The sequence below is a fragment of the Chitinophaga agrisoli genome, assembly GCF_008386695.1.
Lineage (GTDB): Bacteria > Bacteroidota > Bacteroidia > Chitinophagales > Chitinophagaceae > Chitinophaga > Chitinophaga agrisoli.
In genome coordinates, this window is the sequence record NZ_VUOC01000001.1 from 249,705 (window position 1) to 269,149 (window position 19,445).

Genomic DNA, 19,445 nt, shown 5'->3' on the forward strand with positions numbered 1-19,445 from the left:
GAAGGGCAAACACCATGGAATATACTTATCAGACCCGCACAAAACAGTGCGGGAAAAATGAGAGCAATCTTAAGACAAGCGGTGAAGTAACTATTTATCTTCCCCCAGGCCTAACAGGTCAATGGCCTGTTGGGCAGCTATCTGGCTGGCGTCTTTTTTATTAAAGGCCTTACCACTGCAGATCAGCTCACCATCTACCACTGCGCCCACGGTAAAGATGCGGCGGCCGTTGTCCATCTGCTCTTCCAGCAGCTCAAACTCCAGCGTTTTGCCGTTCTTGTTGGCCCAGCCGTACAGTTTGTTCTTATGGTTCATTTCCACACTTTCCAGCATTTCCAGGTCAATGTAGGGAATGATGATCCGTTTGTATACAAACTGTTTGGTACGGTTATAACCCTTATCAAGGTATACAGCGCCTACCAGCGCCTCCAGGGTGTTGCCGAAGATCTGGCTTATTTTAAGGAAGCTGTTGTACTTATCATAGATGGTGAGCTTACGCAGGCCCATCTTGATAGCGATCTCGTTCAGCTGCTGACGGTTCACGATCTTGGACCGCATCTCTGTCAGATAGCCTTCTGTCTTGTAAGGGTATTTACGGAAAAGATAGTCCCCGATGATGGCGCCGAGAATGGCATCGCCCAGGTATTCCAGACGTTCATTGCTTTCCAGGAACTTTTCTTTACTGGAGCGGTGGCTCAATGCTACCTCATATAAAGAGAAGTTACCTGGCGCAAAGCCAAGCAGGTTGTAAAGGTCCTTGTAAAGTTGCCTTTTCCTGGTTACAAAGCGATATAAAAATCCTGGCAGTAATTTCACACAATCAAGAAACAAATTTTTTGAAAATAACAGAGGCATTATGGCCACCAAAACCAAAGGTATTACTCAATGCGGCTCTTACTTCTCTCTTTTGTGCGATGTTAAAGGTAAAATTTAATCTGGAGTCCAGCTGAGGGTCGTCTGTAAAGTGATTAATAGTAGGGGGCACTAAGCCGTGAGTAATGGACATGATCGCCGCAATGGATTCCACCGCGCCGGCCGCGCCTAATAAGTGCCCTGTCATAGATTTGGTAGAGCTGATGTTCAGCCGGTAGGCGTCATCGCCAAACACGTGCTGGATCGCCTTTACCTCAGCCACATCCCCTAAAGGGGTGGAGGTTCCATGTACATTAATGTAGTCAATATCTCCTCCGCTCATGCCTGCATCTGCCAGCGCCTGTTTCATTACATTCATAGCGCCCAGTCCCTCGGGATGGGGCGCGGTGATGTGATGCGCATCCGCAGTTGCAGCGCCGCCTGCAAGTTCCACATAAATTTTTGCACCCCGGGCCATCGCATGTTCATATGATTCCAGTACCAGCGCACCAGCGCCCTCGCCCATCACAAAACCGTCCCGGTTAAGGTCAAACGGCCGTGATGCAGTTGTGGGATCATCATTCCGCTCAGAAAGGGCCTTCATAGCGTTAAAGCCGCCTACGCAGGCTTCGTTGATGACATCCTCAGAACCACCGGTGATCATTACATCCGCCTTTCCATAGCGGATCAGGTACATGGCCTCTATAATAGCATTTGTAGAAGAAGCACAGGCAGACACTACTGAAAAGTTTGGTCCCCTGAACCCATGCCGTATGGATATATGTCCTGCGGCAATATCCGTAATTAAACGCGTAATCAGGAAAGGGCTGAAACGTGGCGTTCCATCCCCCAGATAAAAATCTCTAAGCTCATGGCAAAAATTGATCATTCCCCCTACGCCGGTGCCCCAGATAACACCTACCCGGTCTACATCCACAGAATTTCGGCTGATGTTTGCATCCTGAACAGCATGATCTGCTGCTATAACGGCGGTTTGAGTAAAGGGGTCCATCTTACGGGCCTCCTTTTTGTCGAGATATCGGGTGGGATCAAAATCCTTTAGTTCACAAGCAAAACGGGTTTTAAACTTGGCAGCATCAAATTGTTTGATATTACCGGCGCCGGATACACCGTTCGTCAATCCCACCCAGTAGTCCTGTACGGAATTGCCGAGCGGTGTAAGAGCACCTAAACCTGTAACGACTACGCGTCTTGGTTGCATTAAAACAATTCTGGTTAAGTAGGATTATTTTACGTGTTCTTCCAGGTAAGCAACAGCCTGGCCAACAGTAGTAATAGTTTCAGCTTGTTCGTCAGGAATGGAGATGTTAAATTCTTTTTCGAATTCCATGATCAGTTCTACCGTATCCAAAGAGTCAGCACCTAAGTCATTGGTGAAGCTCGCTTCAGGATTTACCTCGGCTTCGTCCACGCCCAATTTGTCAATGATGATCTTTTTAACTCTTGATGCAATGTCTGACATAATTTTAAGTGTTTTTGGTTTAAAACTTGACTGCAAAAATATAATTTTTATTGAATTGGCAACTACGCATCTAAATTTTCACATATACACATCAGGGTTGATACCCGTAAACATAATCCCATGCTCACTTTCCGGGGATTTAATATTAAATTGATCCAACGGGGTCCAGCCCGGTAAATGGCCAATATGTACGCAAAGGGGGGCCTTGCAACAGCAAAAAGTGCCATTCAACCGTCTCAGGGACCATTTATCTACGGATTACCGTCTCTTAACTTTAATTAACACTCGGCCGCTGAATCCACCTCCGCCATTTATTAAATTTGCCGGGGGCAGTCTATTGCGAACAGACGCCCCCTATATCTAAATCTGAATCCAGGCGAACTAAACTAAGGCGAACTATTCAAACATGACCAGTAAAAAGATCCTAAGGACATTACTGCTTACCATTGTAGCGGCAGTAGTCATTTTCTTCATTTATAAAAAGGTGGCAGATGGCAAAAAGAAGGAAGCAGCCCCTGCTGCCGCCCGGGGTGGCGCTGCAGGCGGTAACCGTCCCCTCCTGGCAGATGCCTATGTGGTAAAGACTACCAAGCTCGACGAGACCATTGAAGCCAGCGGCACCCTCCAGAGTAACCAGGAAATGGAAGTAAAACCGGAAATAACCGGCCGCATCGTTGGCCTTTATTTTAAAGAAGGCGTGAACGTAACCCAGGGCACCCTGCTGGTTAAAATATATGATGAGGACCTGAAAGCCCAGCTGCAGAAGCTGCAATTACAGCAGCAACTGGCCAAAACCACCCTGGAGCGCCAGGAAAACCTCCTTAAGATAAATGGTATCAGCCAGCAGGACGTGGATGTTACCCGTAACCAGGTAAGCGCCTATGGCGCGGATATGGATTATACCCGCACACAGCTCCAGAAAACAGAGCTGCGCGCCCCCTTTAACGGCCGCCTGGGCCTGCGCACTACCAACGTGAGCCTGGGATCTATCGTATCCCCCACCACTATTATTACGACCCTCCAGCAAATAGACCCGCTGAAGATCGACTTCTCTATACCTGAAAAGTACCGTACCGCCATTAAACTGGGGGATGCCGTAAACTTTAGAGTGTCCGGCGACAGCAGCAATTATAAAGGCAGCATCTATGCCATGGACCCTAAGATCGACCTGGCAACCCGCACCATCCGTATCAGGGCCATTATGCCCAATGCAGACAAATTGCTGCCGGGCTCCTTTGCCAAGGTGACCATCTCCCTGCGGGATATGCCTTCTGCTATTATGATCCCTTCCCAGGCCATCATTCCCGGTACCCGCGATAAAAAAGTGATTGTAGCAGACAGCGGTAAAGCCAAATTTGTAGTGGTAGAAACCGGCATACGCGACGAGAATAACATCCAGATAACCAATGGCCTTAACTTAGGTGATACCGTTATCACCAGCGGCATTATGCAACTACGGGCTGGCATGCAGATAAAGTATAATAAGATTAACTAAGTGCAGATAGGCAGGTTTGCAAACGCATGTGATCCGCTAAGATCATCTGCACATATACATATCTGCACATAAAATAATTGACTATGAGTCTTCCATCCATATCCCTCAAGCGGCCGGTGTTCGCTATTGTGATGAACATCATCATTGTGATCTTTGGAGTAGTAGGGTTTTCTTTCCTGGGGGTTAGGGACTTTCCTGCCATCGATCCGCCTATAGTGAACGTGCGGACCTCTTATGCGGGGGCCAATTCAGACATCATTGAAACACAGATCACGGAACCGCTGGAAAAATCCATTAACGGGATTGCCGGTATTAAAAATATCTCCAGCAGCAGCAGCCAGGGTTCCAGCAATATTACCGTAGAGTTTGAGCTGAATATAGACCTGGAAGCTGCTACCAACGACGTACGCGATAAAGTATCCCAGGCGCAGCGTAACCTGCCGCCAGACCTGGACGCGCCCCCCGTTGTATCTAAAGAAGACGCCAACTCCGACTATATCATCTCCATGACGGTGCAAAGCAGCACCCGCAACCAGCTGGAGATCACAGAATATGCCAATAACGTGCTACTGGAAAGGCTGCAGACCATCCCGGGCGTAAGCTCCATCCGTATATTAGGTGAGAAGAAGTACGCCATGCGGATCTGGATGGACCCCGCCAAACTCTCCGCCTACAGCCTTACCCCTTCTGATGTGCAGGATGCCCTGCTGCGGGAGAACGTAGAGCTGCCTTCCGGTAAAATAACCGGTAACGCCACAGAGCTCACCGTACGCACCTTTGGCCGCCTGGATACAGAAGAGGAGTTTGATGACCTTATTATTAAGAACGTAAACGGTAATGTTATTCACCTGCGCGATATTGGTCAGGCTATACTGGGCCCGGAGAACGAGGAAACAGTGCTCAAGGAATCCGGCGTGCCGCAGATAGCCCTGGGCCTCATCCCCCAACCCGGCTCCAACTACGTAGCCATTGCCAATGAGTTTAACAGGCGTTATGAGGCAATGAAAAAAGATATCCCGCCGGACTACACCACTAACATTGCCATTGATAACACCCGTTTCATCAAGAAGTCTATTGAAGAAGTACAGGAAACCCTGATAGTGGCTTTGATACTGGTGATACTGATCGTATACCTGTTCTTCCGCGACTGGCTCATGGCCTTCCGCCCGTTGATAGATATACCGGTATCATTGATAGGCGCCTTCTTTATCATGTACATCTGCGGGTTCACCATTAATATATTAACACTGCTGGCAATTGTACTGGCTACCGGTCTGGTGGTGGATGATGGTATTGTGGTAACGGAAAACATCTATAAGAAGATAGAGGCGGGTATGCCCCGTATGCGCGCCGCCAAGGAAGGCTCTGAAGAGATCTTCTTTGCGGTGATCGCCACCTCCATTACCCTGGCCTTTGTGTTCCTGCCTATCATCTTCCTGCAAGGTTTTGTGGGACAGCTGTTCCGCGAGTTCGGGATCGTAGTGGCCGGCGCCGTGTTGATCTCCGCCTTTGTATCCCTTACTTTAACACCCGTACTGAACGTTAAACTGGGCCGTAAAACACATACCCACTCCTGGTTCTATACCAAAACAGAGCCTTTTTTCCAGTGGATGGAAAACGGGTATAAACGTTCCCTGCAGGGATTCATGCGCACCCGCTGGGTAGCCACCATTATAGTACTGGCCTGTCTGGGCCTTATCTATATCCTTTTCAAAACGCTGAAAACAGAGCTGGCGCCGCTGGAAGACCGTAGCCAGATACGCCTGTCCGTTACAGCGCCGGAAGGCACCGCCTATGATTATATGGATGATTATGTGGACAGGCTCAGCCAGTTCATGATGGATTCCATACCGGAAAGAAAAGTGATCTACACCGTTACCTCTCCCGGCTTTGGCGGTTCCGGAGCGGCCAACAGCGCCTTTGGCAACATTGTGCTCACAGAACCGCATGACCGTAAGCGCTCCCAGAAGGATATTGTGAACATGATCAATAAGAACATGTACAAATTTCCGGAGGGACGGGTATTTGCGCTGGAGCAACAAACCATACAGGTAGGCCGCCGTGGCGGTTTGCCGGTATCCTTTGTATTACAGCACATCAACTTTGATTCGCTGGCAAAAGTGCTTCCCCGCTTCCTGGAAGAAGCGGATGATAATCCCACCTTCCAGGCAATAGACGTAGACCTGAAGTTCAACAAACCGGAACTGCGCATACAGATCAATCGTGAAAAGGCCAGCGAGCTGGGTGTTTCCGTAGAAGATATCTCTCAAACGCTGCAGCTGGCGCTCAGTAACCTCCGCTATGGTTATTTTATCCGTAACGGTAAACAATACCAGGTAATGGGTCAGGTATTCCGCGGTGACCGTGATGATCCGGCGGATCTGCAGAACATCTACGTACGTAACAACCGTAATGAAGCTATACAGCTGGATAACCTGGTAAGCATCCATGAAGAGACCAGCCCGCCGGTGATCTATCACTTTAACAGGTATAAATCCGCCACCGTTTCCGCCAGCTTAGCGCCCGGTAAAACAGTAGGCGACGGTATAAAAGCCATGTACGATATCTTCGATAAGCTGAAGAAAGAAGGCGTGATCAGCGAGTCATTCAATACCGCGCTGTCCGGCACTTCCCGCGACTTTGCAGAAAGCGGCTCCAATACCATGTTTGCATTGATACTGGCGCTGGTGCTCATTTACCTGGTACTGGCCGCACAGTTCGAAAGCTGGGTGGATCCGCTGATCATTATGATCACGGTACCGCTGGCATTTGCAGGCGCCCTGCTGTCATTATGGTTATTTGACCAGACCTGGAACATCTTCTCGCAGATCGGCGTTATCATGCTTATCGGCCTGGTGACCAAAAACGGTATCCTCATCGTGGAATTCGCCAACCATATGCGGGATGGCGGCCTGGTAAAGAAGCGCGCGGTGATCGAAGCGGCCACCATGCGTTTGCGGCCTATCCTTATGACCAGCCTGGCCATGGCCTTAGGCGCATTGCCCATTGCCATGTCACTGGGCGCCGCGGCTACCAGCCGTATCCCATTAGGTATTGTAATAGTAGGAGGCATTATATTTTCACTGATACTAACCCTGTTCGTTATTCCGGCCATGTACAGCTACCTCTCCCGCAGGAAGCCTAACAGCGAATATGAAGCAGCCATGCAGGAAGAAGAACAGGAAGCCATTACAAAGGATGCAGCGGCTGCACATGCATGACGCTTTAATCCAAAGACTTTAAGATGAGATCAACAATTATATTTTTCACCTTATTACTGCTGGTCCTGGAAGGGAGATCACAGCAGGTATTAACGCTTGACCAGGCTATAGACCTGGCGCTGAAGAATAACTATAATATAAGGCTGGCCCGTAATGACGCCGATGTGTTCGCGAATGATTATGCCTATGCTAATTTTGCTTTTGCGCCCCGTGTAAATGCCACCGCAGGCAGGACCTGGAGCCAGACCCGTACCAAGCAGGAATTTGCCAATGGCAGCAAACGTGATACCAGCGGCATTAAAAGTAATAACTACACCGGCAACGTTAGCCTGAACTGGACGCTGTTTGACGGTCTCAAGATGTTCGCTACCCGCCAGCGCCTGGAAAGCCTGCGCGACCTGGGCGAGCTGACCCTGAAGGACCAGATCATCAATACCGTGGCAGACATTGTTAACAGCTACTATGATATTGTACAGCAAAAACAACAGCTGCGCAATTTATCTGAACAGATGTCCATTTCAGAAGAGCGGGTAAAACTCTCTGATGCCAAGTTCCAGACAGGGCTGGGGCCTAAAACGGATCTGCTGCAATCCCGGGTGGATTTTAACGCCCAAAAAGCCGCCTACCTGCGCCAGCAAACCGTGATCGCACAGACCAAAGCTTCGCTGAACCAGCTGATGGCAGTAGCCGTAGCCAATACTACCTACGAGGTACAGGACTCCATACCCATTAACCTGGAACTGTCTTATGGCAACCTGCAGCAAGAGATCATGCGTAATAATGCCCGGTTAAAGATAGCCCAGCAGAACGTAGAGATCTCCCGCCTGCAGTTAAAAGAGGCAAAAGCGGACTATTACCCGGTGCTCTCTTTTAACTCCGCCTATAACTATAGCCGCGTAAATTCCAATGCGGCCACCAACTCCTTTAGCCCGGTGTTTAACCAGAATGGGGTGATCAATTATGGCCTTACCGCCAACATCCCCATCTTTAACGGCCTTAACGTAAGACGGCAGGTAAAGAATGCAAAGCTGAATGTAGAATATCAGCAGCTATGGCTGGATAATGCGCAAACGCAGGTAAGCCTTAGCATAGACTCTACTTTCAAGAACTATGAATACTATAAAATGTCCGTAACCCTGGAAGAAGAGAACATAGGCCTGGCCCGTGAAAATGCCATGGTAGCGCTGGAGCGTTTCCGGCAGGGCGTGTCTACTACGCTGGAAGTAAAGCTGGCCCAGCAAAGCCTGCAGGATGCCTTTAACCGGTTGATCTTAGCCCGGTATAATACCAAGCTGGCAGAAACAGAGTTGTTAAGGTTGAAAGGAGAGCTTGTGCAGTAATGTGCTGATATGCTAATGTGCTAATGGGAATGCAGCGGAAGGGAGAAGTAATGGGAGGACAGGTGAGGTTGATGTGGGAGATGAGTGAATGAGCTAATATATAAACTGATTAAATAAAAAAGCGTTCTGGCCCTAAACCACAACGCTTTTTTATTGATATAATAAGATCCGGTATACTGCATTCACTAGCACATTAGCATATCAGCACATTAGCACATTATTTCCCCGCCGCCGCCTTATCCTGCTGATACGTTTGAAAACTCTGCTTTATATACAGCATCAGGTCATAATCCGTAGCATTCTGCAAAAACTGGTACCCCGGGCGGTAATGCAGCATAAAGGAGTCCAGTTCCGGGCTTTCCAGCTTCGTCATCCTCCCTACCAGCTCCGCGGAATACCGGTAATCGATATAATTCTCCTTTTCCCAATAATCCAGCTGTTCATGAAAATGTTCCTTACGCTTACGGGCTTTACTAGGCACCAGGTAAGAAAGCGCGGTGACCGGGTTGGCCGGCAGCGTCTTGAGCACATCCAGGGCGCCGGGTTTCTTATAATTAAAGTATTTTCCGTATTCTTCGCGGTTAGCCAGGGAGTCCAGGTGATAATTGCGTCCTTTCACATTCACCTCCTGCAACCCAAAAATGCGTTTAGGCAGGTAAATATTAAAAGAAGTCGTTTCCACCGGGGTAACGATCTCCTTTTTATAATAACTTAACATGGAAAACTCGATGGTATCTCCGGGCGCAGCCTCAATATAGAAGCGGCCGCTTTCGCTGGTGATGGTACCTGCCTGGGTCCTTTTATTGATAATCGTGGCAGCCGGAAGGCCGGTTTTGGTGTCCGCATCCACTACCATACCGGTCAGTTTCACCTGCCCCCATGCCGGTTGAAGGCCTGCCAGTAGTAACAGGAATAGTGGTAAAATTGCTCCAATCGACAGCCATTGTCTATTTTTAGGAATAGGCATTGACAAATATAATTCCTCCCCCGTAAATGAAAAGTTAAAAAATAGTTTAATGCGGTTGTCCACACATTGCTGACATAGTCCCCAAATCTTTATGGTGGCGGAAAGCAGCCTCTGGAATTTTTTTATCTTTATGCACAATATTCTCATCTTATGCCTTTAAGCGTACAAATCGCCGCTCAACGCTACCAGTGCGTACCTCGCTCCAATGGAGCCCGCCTGTATCCGGCCCCTTCTCCGGGCATATACCTCAAAAAGCCCCACTGGCCCGATGTTTGTTTTAACCTGCCTAGCGGGCATTGGCAAATCGCCTGGAACACAATACTGTACTTGGATTTATCAGATTTTTAGTATGGAGAATTTTCGTTTAATCGAGTACGGTAGTTGTGATTACCAGGAAATGATTGCACTGCGCGATGCTATTTTGCGGAAGCCGTTGGGGCTCACGTTTACGCAAGCCTATCTGCAACAGGAAATAAATGACTTGTTGATAGGCTGCTTTACAATGGAGGGTGAAAATGAAAAGCTAATAGGCTGCTGTGTGCTGACTCCGGTGGATGAGGCAACAGTACAGCTACGGCAGATGGCGGTAGATCAGACATTCCAGGGCAAGGGGATTGGACGCAGCATTATCGCCTTCGCAGAGCAACAGGCCGTTAGTAACGGTTTTACAGACCTAATGATGCATGCACGCAAAACAGCTGCAGGCTTCTATGAAAAGTTGGGGTACAAAATTCATGGGGATGAATTTACGGAGGTGGGCATTGCGCACTACGAAATGAAGAAAAAACTGTAACTGTAGCCACTTTAGCAGGCTGCCCGGCAAATATGAAAACGGTGATTACTCACTGTTTTTACACTACGGTGTAATCAAAAATCTCTCATATATATGAAAAGCCATGTACTCGCCGGGTTAGGGCTGTGCTGTCTTTTTTATTGTACGACCGGCAGAGCGCAACAGGACACCAGTGCGCCTGTACGAAAGGACACTACAGTACAGAAAGATACTACTCCCGTAAAAAAAGACACATCATCATCGGTTATTCTTCCTTCAAATAATGCTGGCGCGCGTAAGGATACTACGCCGCGTACAGACACAACACCTAAATCAGCAGCAGACACTGCCGGCAAAACAGCGGCAGATACTACTAGGCCGGCAGCTGACACAACCAGGAAAGCGACTGCAGACACCACTAAAAAGCCCGCACAGGATACGGCCCTTATCTTACCGCCGGATTCCAATACCGTTAAACAGGAGCTTACCAGGTTCACCTTGACCGGCGTTGTGCAGGATACTACACAAACGCCTATTCCTGGCGCTAAAGTGCTGAATAAAAATACCGGCGAAGCGGTGGCCTCTGATCCCACCGGTAAGTTCTCCCTTAAAGCCGGCACTAACGACGTAATCGTTGTCAGCGCCGTTTCCTACGGAGAGCAATCCATTCCGGTAAAAGACCGTAAGCCCTTATCAGTAGCGCTTACAGCGGCATCGACCGGTCAGAAAACACTATCAGAAGTGGTGGTAACTGCCCTGGGTATCCGCAAGAACTCCCGCGCTGTTGGTTATGCCATTACAGAAGTAGGCGGTAATGCGGTACAGGAAGCCAAAGAAGTGAACTTTGTAAATGCCCTGAGCGGTAAGGTGCCTGGCCTCCAGGTGAATACCAATACCGGTTCTATGGGCGGTTCTTCCAAGATCACCATCCGCGGTAATAAATCCATACTGGGTAATAATAATGCCTTCATCGTAGTAGATGGCGTGCCCATCCTCAACGATGTATTGAATGACCCCGGCCAGCAAAATGGCGGCGGCGGTTATGATTACGGCAGCCCTATCCAGGACATCAACCCGGAAGATATAGAGAATATATCTGTGCTTAAAGGCGCCTCCGCAACCGCGCTTTACGGCAGCCGCGGCTCCAACGGCGTAATGCTGATCACCACTAAGAAAAAAGCAGATACTGATAAAGGCCTGGGTATCACCTACAGCCTTAATGCGCAGGTAGACCAGGTATATGTACTGCCTCACTACCAGAATCAATATGGCGGCGGTTACACCGGCTTCGATACCTTGTATTACAATCAGCATCCGGATGCGTTCCTGAATGAGCAGGCCGCAACATATGATGACAATAATGGTAAAGGCCGCTATGACCTGATGCCGCAGTATTATGCGGATGAATCCTGGGGCCCCCGCCTGGATGGCAGGCAGGTACGCCCTTACTGGTCATGGGATAAGGGTAAAGGCAATCCCAATTTTGGCAAAACTGCCGCCTGGGCGCCGCAACCCAATAACGTAAGAGACTTCTATAAAACAGGTACTACGCTCACCAATAATATTGCAGTGGGCGGCTCTAACGATAAAGGTTCTTTCCGGATGTCATATGGTAATACAAGACAGAATTTTGTATTGGATAATGCTTCACTGAACCGCAATAACCTTTCTTTTAACGGTAACTACCAGCTGGCTAAGAACCTGAATGCGGTAGCTTCTGTGAACTATACCATACTGGACGCCAAAGGCCGTCCCGGTACAGGTTTTACAGGTCCCAACCCAACCCTGCAGTTCACCATGTTCGGGCAGCGTTCACTGGATATGAATATGGCCAGGAACTATGCCTTCCCGGATGGTTCACAGATCACCTGGAACCGCAAAAGCTGGGACGATCCTACCGTTAACTTCAGCAACGGCCCTTACTGGAACCGGTATATGGACTATGAAACAGACTCCCGCAACAGGCTGTTCGGCTACGGTGGCCTTGATTACACCGTAACAAAATGGCTTACTTTAAGCGGCCGGGTGTTCATGGATCAGTATAACATGCTGAATGAAGAAAGGGCCTCCCAACAACCTAATGTAACAGGTTCTTACATCAAACGCCTGCGCGATTCCCGCGAAATGAACTACCAGGTAACCGCAGATATCAATAAAGACTTTGGCGATTTCACACTGGACGCTACCATAGGTGGTAACATCCTGCACCGCCAGTGGACCGTAACCGGTGGCTCCAGCGTTGGCGGTTTGGCAATACCCGGTGTATACAACCTCCTGAATTCCGTGCAGCCGGCAATACCCATAGATCAGTTCTACGAAAAACAGATCAACTCTGCTTTTGCTACTGCTACCCTGGGATATAAGAACTTCCTGTTCCTGGACCTTACCGGCCGTAGCGACTGGAGCTCCACCATTAATGTGGAGAACAATCCTTACTTCTATCCTTCTGCTTCCCTTTCATTCGTATTCTCTGACCTGCTGAAATGGAAATGGATGAACTTTGGTAAGATCCGTGGTGGCATTGCTGCCGTGGGTAGCGATACGGATCCTTACCAGGTATATGACGCGTTTGCATTCATACCGCCATTTGGCGCCAACCCTGCTACCCAGTTCCTGGGGCAGAAGAATAACCTGCTGCTGAAACCGGAACGTACCAATGAGTATGAAGTAGGTACAGAACTGAAGTTCCTGGATAGCCGTATTGGATTTGATGTAACCTACTACAACCGTAAAACCAAAAACCAGATCATTACCATGCCGGTACCTACTGCCACCGGGTTCTCTACCGTAGTAGTGAATGGCGGCAGCGTACAGAACAAGGGTATGGAAATAGGGGTAAACCTTAACCCCATCCGGCTCAAAGGAGGTTTCCGCTGGGATATCAACGGTAACATCTCCTTTAACCGTAACAAGCTGCTGAATATGGACATTGAGCAGTACAACACCACCCTCACCCAGCTTACGCTGGCCACTGACCGCCGTACCGGTAAAGTATCTGTAGCCGCTGTTGTAGGCAGCTCACTGGGTACGATCATGGGTACTGATTATGTGTATGACCAGGCCACCGGCCAACGGAAAGTGGATGCGAATGGCTTTTACCAGGTATCTGCTATAAAAGAGATCGGTAATGTAAACCCGGACTTTATTGGCGGCGTTACAAATACCTTCTCCTTTAAAGGTATCTATCTGTCTGCCCTGGTTGACTTCCAGCAGGGTGGCGACTTCTTCTCCTACACCAACCTGTATGGTAAAAAATCCGGTTTACTGGATGTAACTGCTGCAAATGGTATACGCGAGAATGGCTTTGTAAACCCGGGCGTAACGGACGATGGTAAGGAAAACACCAAAGTGGTGCCCGCCAGAGATCACTTTAACCTGGATTACGGTAACGTGATCAGCAAAGCGGATCTTTATGACGCCAGCTACATATACCTGCGCGAACTAAAGCTGGGATATAATATTCCTGAATCCTGGTATAGAAGGATTGGCGCGCAGGCCGCCCGTATCTCTTTATACGGCCGTAACCTGTGGCTCATCCATGCCAATGCGCCAAACGTGGATCCGTCTAACATTACCAACTCAGCCTCCAATGTGCAGGGTATTGAAGGGGGTGCGCTGCCTTCGCTGCGCTCCTATGGTGTGAACCTGAATATTTCATTCTAAACCGCAAATTGAACGGAAATGCTAACACAATATCTTAAATATAGCTGCTACGTCCTCTTATTGGGCTGCCTGGCCATCTCGGGCTGTCAGAAGCTGGAAGACATTAATCATGATCCAACAAAACCCACCGTTACGCAGCCACAATACCTGCTTACCGGAGCGGAAAAATCCGCTATGGACATTCTCTATGCCGGCCCTCAGAACGGCCGTATAGGTATGCCCTACGCGCAATACTGGACCGGCAATGATAAGGCAAATGATAGCCGCTACCTGCTGGATGAGCTTATCAACACCAATCTCTGGAATACGCTGTATACCGTATCGCTGCATAATCTGGATGAGATCATCAAAATGAACCGGGCAAAGCCTATTACGGAATCTACCAACCAGATCGCCATTGCGCAGATATTCAAAGCCTGGATCATGCAGATCCTGGCAGACGCCTATGGCAATGTTCCTTACCAGGACGCCTATAAACTGGATCAGGGTATCTTCCGCCCAAAATATGACGGCGCCAAAGCTATTTACGCCGCATTACTGGATACCCTGAAAACGCAGGTAGCCGCATTGGACCCTGCTGCAGGCAGCTTTTCCAATGGCGATGTTATCTATAATGGCAACGTAGACTCCTGGAAAAAGCTGGGGCACTCTTTAATGCTGCGCCTGGCCATCCGGATGGTTGATGCTGACGGCGAAGCGGCCAATGCCAGGGCTATCATCGAACAGAACTACCAGGCTGCCATGACCAGCCAGGCAGATGATGCGGTGTTCCAGTACATAGCGGTAGCGCCTAATAAATACCCTTATAACGATTCTGAAAGGGAGCTCTCCGAATTCTTTGTAAGCGCCACCATGGTGGATTATCTGAAAAGCTTAAACGATCCCCGCCTGGGCGTTTATGTGCGCCCAAGCAAAATAGATACGGTTTACCGGGGTTTGCCTTATGGCACCTCTGAAACCGAGCCTAGCCGCCTGCCACCGGGTAATTACTCCTATCCTGGCACCAGGATCTATGCCGCAGATGCAAGAGGCTTCGTGATGACCTATTCTGAAGTGGAATTTATACTGGCAGAAGCCTCTGCCCGTGGTTTTGCCACCGGCGATGCCGCTACCCATTATACAAATGGTATAAAGGCCTCCATGGCTACCTGGGGTATTACGGCTGCGGACACTATTAACGCTTACCTGGCCAGGGTGCCTTATGACCAGGCTGACTGGCGGAATGTGATAGGCTCCCAGAAATGGCTGGCTTTATATCCGCAGGGCTTTCAGGGCTGGTTTGAAAGGGTACGCCTGAACTTTAAGAAACCGGGCGGCGAGCCGCTGTTTATAGCGCCTGCCAGCGGAACACTGGACAGTAAGGTGCCTTTTGTACCCTACCGCCTTACCTACCCGGTATCAGAACAGCAACAGAACACGCAAAACTATACCCAGGCCGCTAATGATATTGGCGGCGATACCAAAGGCACCAAACTTTGGTGGAACAAGAATAATTAACAGCTAATTGCCAATTATTGCTTTGGGGCTTTAAAGAGCAGGGCCGGTCAGTAATCACTGACCGGCTTTTTTTTTACGCCCCTCAATTTATTCCTGTATAGTATAACTGATATTATTTTAACAGTTTTCACCCGGCCCTCTCCTTCGCTTTGAGTTCGCTTATGGTTCGCTTATCCTATACTCAAGCCATTTTGGTAAAATAGCATCATAACCGGGTCACAAATTTGCGTATATTTATAGGTTGCGCCACAATAAGCCCCACCGTTTCCCAATCCCCCCTTTTCATATTATCTTTAAGGTTCTGAAGCATCAAGACCATGAAAAGGACATTATTCGTACTGGCATTCCTGTCCGGCATATACAGCCTGCAGGCACAGCAACTTACCCATTATTACCAGCATTGGTATACGTATTTTGGCACGGCGGGCATCAACAAACAATGGTCCGTTCCGTTTGACGTACAGTTCCGTATCCGGGATGGCCTTAGCGATAAAGGACAGATCTTAATGCGTGCGGGCCTGCAATACGCACCTAATGCACGCACCGGCTACCTGGTAGGCTATGCCAATATACCTACCTATAACGCGGCCCTGGACGCTTACCTGCCGGAGCACCGCATTTATGAACAGTTCATCTATAAAATGGGAAAAACAGGCGTGTTTAATATGACGCACCGCCTGCGGCTGGAACAACGCTGGACCGGGCAAAAGACCCGCACTGGCAACGGCGGCGACCTGAAGCTGACGGACTGGCGCTATGGCAACCGTTTCCGCTACTTTAACCGCACCCTTTTCCCTTTCAAAAAGGATAAGCAACCCACCAATTTTTACCTGGCCTTTCAGAATGAGTTGTTCATGAACCTGTGGGGCAATGAGATCAATGATAAATTTATTGATCAGAACCGCTTTCTGGTGGCGCCTGGTTACTCCGTAAAACCTAATCTAAAGGTAGAAGTGGGATATATGAACCATTACCAGCAATTTGCCTCCGGCGATCAGGCCATGAACCATGTGTTGCATTTTGCCGTGATCCATGAATTCATGCTGTAGTTATCAGCTGTAAATAATAAGTCCGTGGCGTACGCTTGCCTTGTACACCACGGACTTTTCATTTTCACGATATACTACTCCGTTCTCAGACTTTTAACGGGGTTCATTAATGCAGCTTTTATAGATTGATAACTGACGGTCAGTAAGGTGATCAGCAAAGCGCCGGCGCCCGTTACCACAAAGATCCACCAGGAGATCCCGGAACGGTATTCATAATTCTGCAGCCATTGGTGCATAAAATAGTAGGCCAGCGGCGCGGCCACAAACAGGGAAATTACCACCAGCAGCAAAAAGTCCTTTGACAACAGGCCCCACAGGTTTAGCACGGAAGCGCCCAGTACCTTACGCACCCCTATCTCTTTAGTACGTTGCTCCGCCATAAAAGAGGCCATACCAAACAGGCCCAGACAGCTGATAAAGATGGCCAGTATAGCAAAGGAGCTGGCCAGCTTACCTATCCGTTCCTCATTATTGAACTTACGGGCATAACTATCATCCGCAAACTCATAGGTAAAAGGTTGTGCCGGATTATACCGTTTAAAGGTGCTTTCAATCTTGGCCAGGGCGGTATGCAAACCAAGGGCCGGGTTTACCCGGAGGATCATAAAGTTCTCGTGGCCCCGCGCCATACAGTAAACAGAGGCCCTTACCTGCGTATAAGGCGATTCCGTAACCACGTCCTTTATTACGCCAATGATCTTAAAGGGCATATCTTCCCATTTAAGCGTTTGGCCTACCGGGTCTTTCAGTCCCATGAATTTTACAGCGCTCTCATTTACCACAAAGGCCAGGGAGTCTGAAGCAAAGTCGCGGGAAAAATCCCGGCCTTCTTTGAACTGCCAGCCTACCGTTTTGCCATAGTCGTAGGATACGCCGGTATTAGGGAAATCCACTGCCAGGGCAGGGTCTTTTCCGGCCCAGTCAAAGGCGCCATTGGTAGACCATACCTCCGTTAACGGCGCCTCAGAAGAGGCCATTTCTGTAATAGCGCCGGCTTTCTTCAATTCATCCCGCACCGCATCAAAATGCTTATAAAGATCCGGTGTGATCATGTGAATGGCAATAAGCCCCTCACGGTTATAACCCACCGGCCGGTTCTTGGCATACTGCACCTGCCGGAATACCACCAGGGTGCCTATGATCAGGGTAACAGATACTGTAAACTGCAGCACTACCAATACCCTCCGCGGCATGGCCGCCAGACGGCCGGTGCGGAAAGTGCCTTTCAGCACTTTTACCGGTTGAAAAGCAGACAGGTACATGGCCGGATAACTGCCGGAAATAATACCTGTCAGCAGTGCAAACCCCAGCCCTATTAACCAGAACCAGGGCTGTGCCCATAATATGCTGATCTTCTTATCCGCCATTTCATTAAAAAACGGCAGTAGTAATTGCGACAATAACAGGGCGCATACAAAAGCCAGCATTGCCATCAACACGGATTCACTGAAGAATTGAAGCATCAGCTGGCCGCGCAACGACCCAACGGCCTTACGGATGCCTACCTCTTTGGCCCTTTTCTCAGAACGGGCAGTGCTCAGGTTCATAAAATTGATACAGGCCAGCAGCAGCACAAATACCCCAATAATACCAAACAGCCATACAAACTCAATACGGCCGCCGGTGTTCACCCCGTTCTTAAACTGTTCATACAGCCGCCATTTACTCATAGGGTGCAGGAAGATTTGCGGCTTAAATTGCTGGCCATGGGCGTCCAGGTTATCATACCTGGTATTCCGGATCTTTGCGGATGCCTGCTCCATCGTTACATGGTCCGCCACCTGTACAAATACCTGGAAGCCGTTGGAGCCCCATGTATTTTCATACTGGCCGGTCACCCATCCATCCATTATTGCTTTCAGCTTCCAGGGCACGAAATAGCTAACACGGCCCCATACGGAATTATTGGGCAGGTCTTCATAGACGCCGGTCACTTTAAGGCTTACCTTACTATCCAGCTTAATTACCTGCTCCAGCGGATCTGCATCCGCAAATAAGGTCCGGGCGAGGGATTGAGACAGTATAATGGAATAAGGATCCATTAAACTGGCCTTGGTGCCTTTCAGCATGTTAAAGGTGAACATTTCCGGCGCATCCTGCTCTACATAATTACCATCCTTCATCAGCTGTTTGTCGCCGTAGGTCAGGATATGATTTTCTGTCCAGGATGACATTACCACATACTTAAAATAACCGCCGTATTTATTACGCAGCTCATTACCCATAGGGTAAGGCATAGAGCTCCAGGTATCTGTAATGCCGTTAAATACCTGGTTCTGCTTTAGCTGGGCAATATGCGCATAGTTTTTATGGAACTTGTTAAAGGAGAGCTCATCCCAGATCCAGAGACCAATGAGGATGGCCACAGCCATGCCCACAGACAGGCCGGTGATATTGATGATGGATTGCGCTTTATTCTTTGACAGGTTGCGGAAAGCTGCTTTCAGGTAATTTTTAAGCATGCCGGTACATTTTAGATACAGGGCTTCAAGATAGATGCCTGATTCATAGTATATTACCATTCAATTATTTAGGCTGACGGGAGGCTGTTATCTTGTCCACTTCTGGTCAAAACGTGTCCGCTTCCGGACAGGGAATAGTTATACAGAAAACTAAGAATTAGCTGATCTTGGCCTTAGCCAGCTTGCTGAAGTTGATACGCGCATCCTCGCTTTCAAAAGCGCTGGTGGGGATCAGCAGAAAGGATTTACGGTCGCGGTAAAGAAAGAAGAATTTACTGGTTTCGACTATCTGGGTAAAATTATTCCAGTACAATTGCCGCTGGTGGTCGCTGGCGCGGGTAGAGATCTGCAGCCCCTCTTCAGAATATCCGAGCTTGATCTCATCTTTAAAGGTAGCAGCCTTATTATAGGTAGATACGGGCAACAGGTACCAGAAAGCCCACATAATAACGGCTATCATAACAATAACGCCTATAAGCGCACTGGGCGTAACGAGGTGAAAGAAAAAACCGGTAAGTGCAAGCAGCAGTAGTATACAGAGGGTATTGCGGAAAACCTTGATCTCCCCTCGCTGCATAAAGTGATAGCGCAATGCATTCAATACATCCTCCTTGTTATAGCTAAACTCTACGTGCATTATATCC

The 19,445-nt window shown here is 48.8% G+C and carries 13 protein-coding genes; 7 read left to right on the forward strand and 6 right to left on the reverse strand.

Translation table 11 applies throughout. The features are described from left to right. Positions 1–90: 90 nt before the first annotated feature. The 3 genes from rnc to F0L74_RS01025 are packed head-to-tail and all read right to left on the reverse strand — an operon-like array spanning position 91 to position 2,335. Positions 91–816, reverse strand: a complete 726-nt coding sequence (gene rnc / locus F0L74_RS01015; RefSeq protein ID WP_246197586.1) for a ribonuclease III — start codon at positions 814–816, stop codon at positions 91–93. A gap of 4 nt (positions 817–820) precedes the next feature. Next, on the reverse strand, positions 821–2,074 hold the full coding sequence (gene fabF / locus F0L74_RS01020; protein WP_149835985.1) for a beta-ketoacyl-ACP synthase II: 1,254 nt from the start codon (positions 2,072–2,074) through the stop codon (positions 821–823). A gap of 24 nt (positions 2,075–2,098) precedes the next feature. Beyond that, positions 2,099–2,335 carry an acyl carrier protein gene (locus F0L74_RS01025; RefSeq protein WP_111598342.1) on the reverse strand — a complete coding sequence of 79 codons (237 nt, stop codon included), beginning with the start codon at positions 2,333–2,335 and terminating at the stop codon, positions 2,099–2,101. A gap of 406 nt (positions 2,336–2,741) precedes the next feature. Between F0L74_RS01025 and F0L74_RS01030 the strand changes: the two genes are divergently transcribed. The 3 genes from F0L74_RS01030 to F0L74_RS01040 all read left to right on the forward strand — a co-directional run bounded on the left by F0L74_RS01030 (position 2,742) and on the right by F0L74_RS01040 (position 8,391). Further along, complete coding sequence (locus tag F0L74_RS01030) at positions 2,742–3,830, forward strand: efflux RND transporter periplasmic adaptor subunit (protein ID WP_149835986.1); 1,089 nt, start codon at positions 2,742–2,744, stop codon at positions 3,828–3,830. 83 nt (positions 3,831–3,913) lie between these two features. Then, on the forward strand, positions 3,914–7,051 hold the full coding sequence (locus F0L74_RS01035; RefSeq protein ID WP_149835987.1) for an efflux RND transporter permease subunit: 3,138 nt from the start codon (positions 3,914–3,916) through the stop codon (positions 7,049–7,051). A gap of 23 nt (positions 7,052–7,074) precedes the next feature. Beyond that, complete coding sequence (locus F0L74_RS01040) at positions 7,075–8,391, forward strand: TolC family protein (protein WP_149835988.1); 1,317 nt, start codon at positions 7,075–7,077, stop codon at positions 8,389–8,391. 217 nt (positions 8,392–8,608) lie between these two features. On the opposite strand, the gene F0L74_RS01045 is transcribed toward F0L74_RS01040, so the two are convergent. After that, entirely contained in the window at positions 8,609–9,358 is a 750-nt protein-coding gene (locus F0L74_RS01045) for a carboxypeptidase-like regulatory domain-containing protein (RefSeq protein WP_188315816.1), read from the reverse strand. 268 nt (positions 9,359–9,626) lie between these two features. On the opposite strand from F0L74_RS01045, the gene F0L74_RS01050 reads away from it, so the two are divergent. From F0L74_RS01050 to F0L74_RS01065, 4 genes are all read left to right on the forward strand, one after another. Then, positions 9,627–10,151, forward strand: coding sequence for a GNAT family N-acetyltransferase (locus tag F0L74_RS01050; protein ID WP_246197587.1), 525 nt, complete (start codon positions 9,627–9,629; stop codon positions 10,149–10,151). 93 nt (positions 10,152–10,244) lie between these two features. Beyond that, entirely contained in the window at positions 10,245–13,793 is a 3,549-nt protein-coding gene (locus tag F0L74_RS01055; protein WP_149835990.1) for a SusC/RagA family TonB-linked outer membrane protein, read from the forward strand. An 18-nt stretch (positions 13,794–13,811) separates the two neighbouring features. Continuing rightward, complete coding sequence (locus F0L74_RS01060; RefSeq protein WP_149835991.1) at positions 13,812–15,290, forward strand: SusD/RagB family nutrient-binding outer membrane lipoprotein; 1,479 nt, start codon at positions 13,812–13,814, stop codon at positions 15,288–15,290. A 317-nt stretch (positions 15,291–15,607) separates the two neighbouring features. Then, positions 15,608–16,339: a DUF2490 domain-containing protein gene (locus F0L74_RS01065; protein WP_149835992.1), complete on the forward strand. Its 732-nt coding sequence runs from the start codon at positions 15,608–15,610 to the stop codon at positions 16,337–16,339. A 74-nt stretch (positions 16,340–16,413) separates the two neighbouring features. On the opposite strand, the gene F0L74_RS01070 is transcribed toward F0L74_RS01065, so the two are convergent. Together F0L74_RS01070 and F0L74_RS01075 are read right to left on the reverse strand one after the other, a co-directional pair. Next, positions 16,414–18,801 (reverse strand): ABC transporter permease, encoded by a 2,388-nt coding sequence (locus tag F0L74_RS01070; protein WP_149835993.1) that lies wholly within the window; start codon positions 18,799–18,801, stop codon positions 16,414–16,416. A 157-nt stretch (positions 18,802–18,958) separates the two neighbouring features. Then, positions 18,959–19,438: a YcxB family protein gene (locus F0L74_RS01075; RefSeq protein WP_149835994.1), complete on the reverse strand. Its 480-nt coding sequence runs from the start codon at positions 19,436–19,438 to the stop codon at positions 18,959–18,961. Positions 19,439–19,445 lie beyond the last annotated feature (7 nt).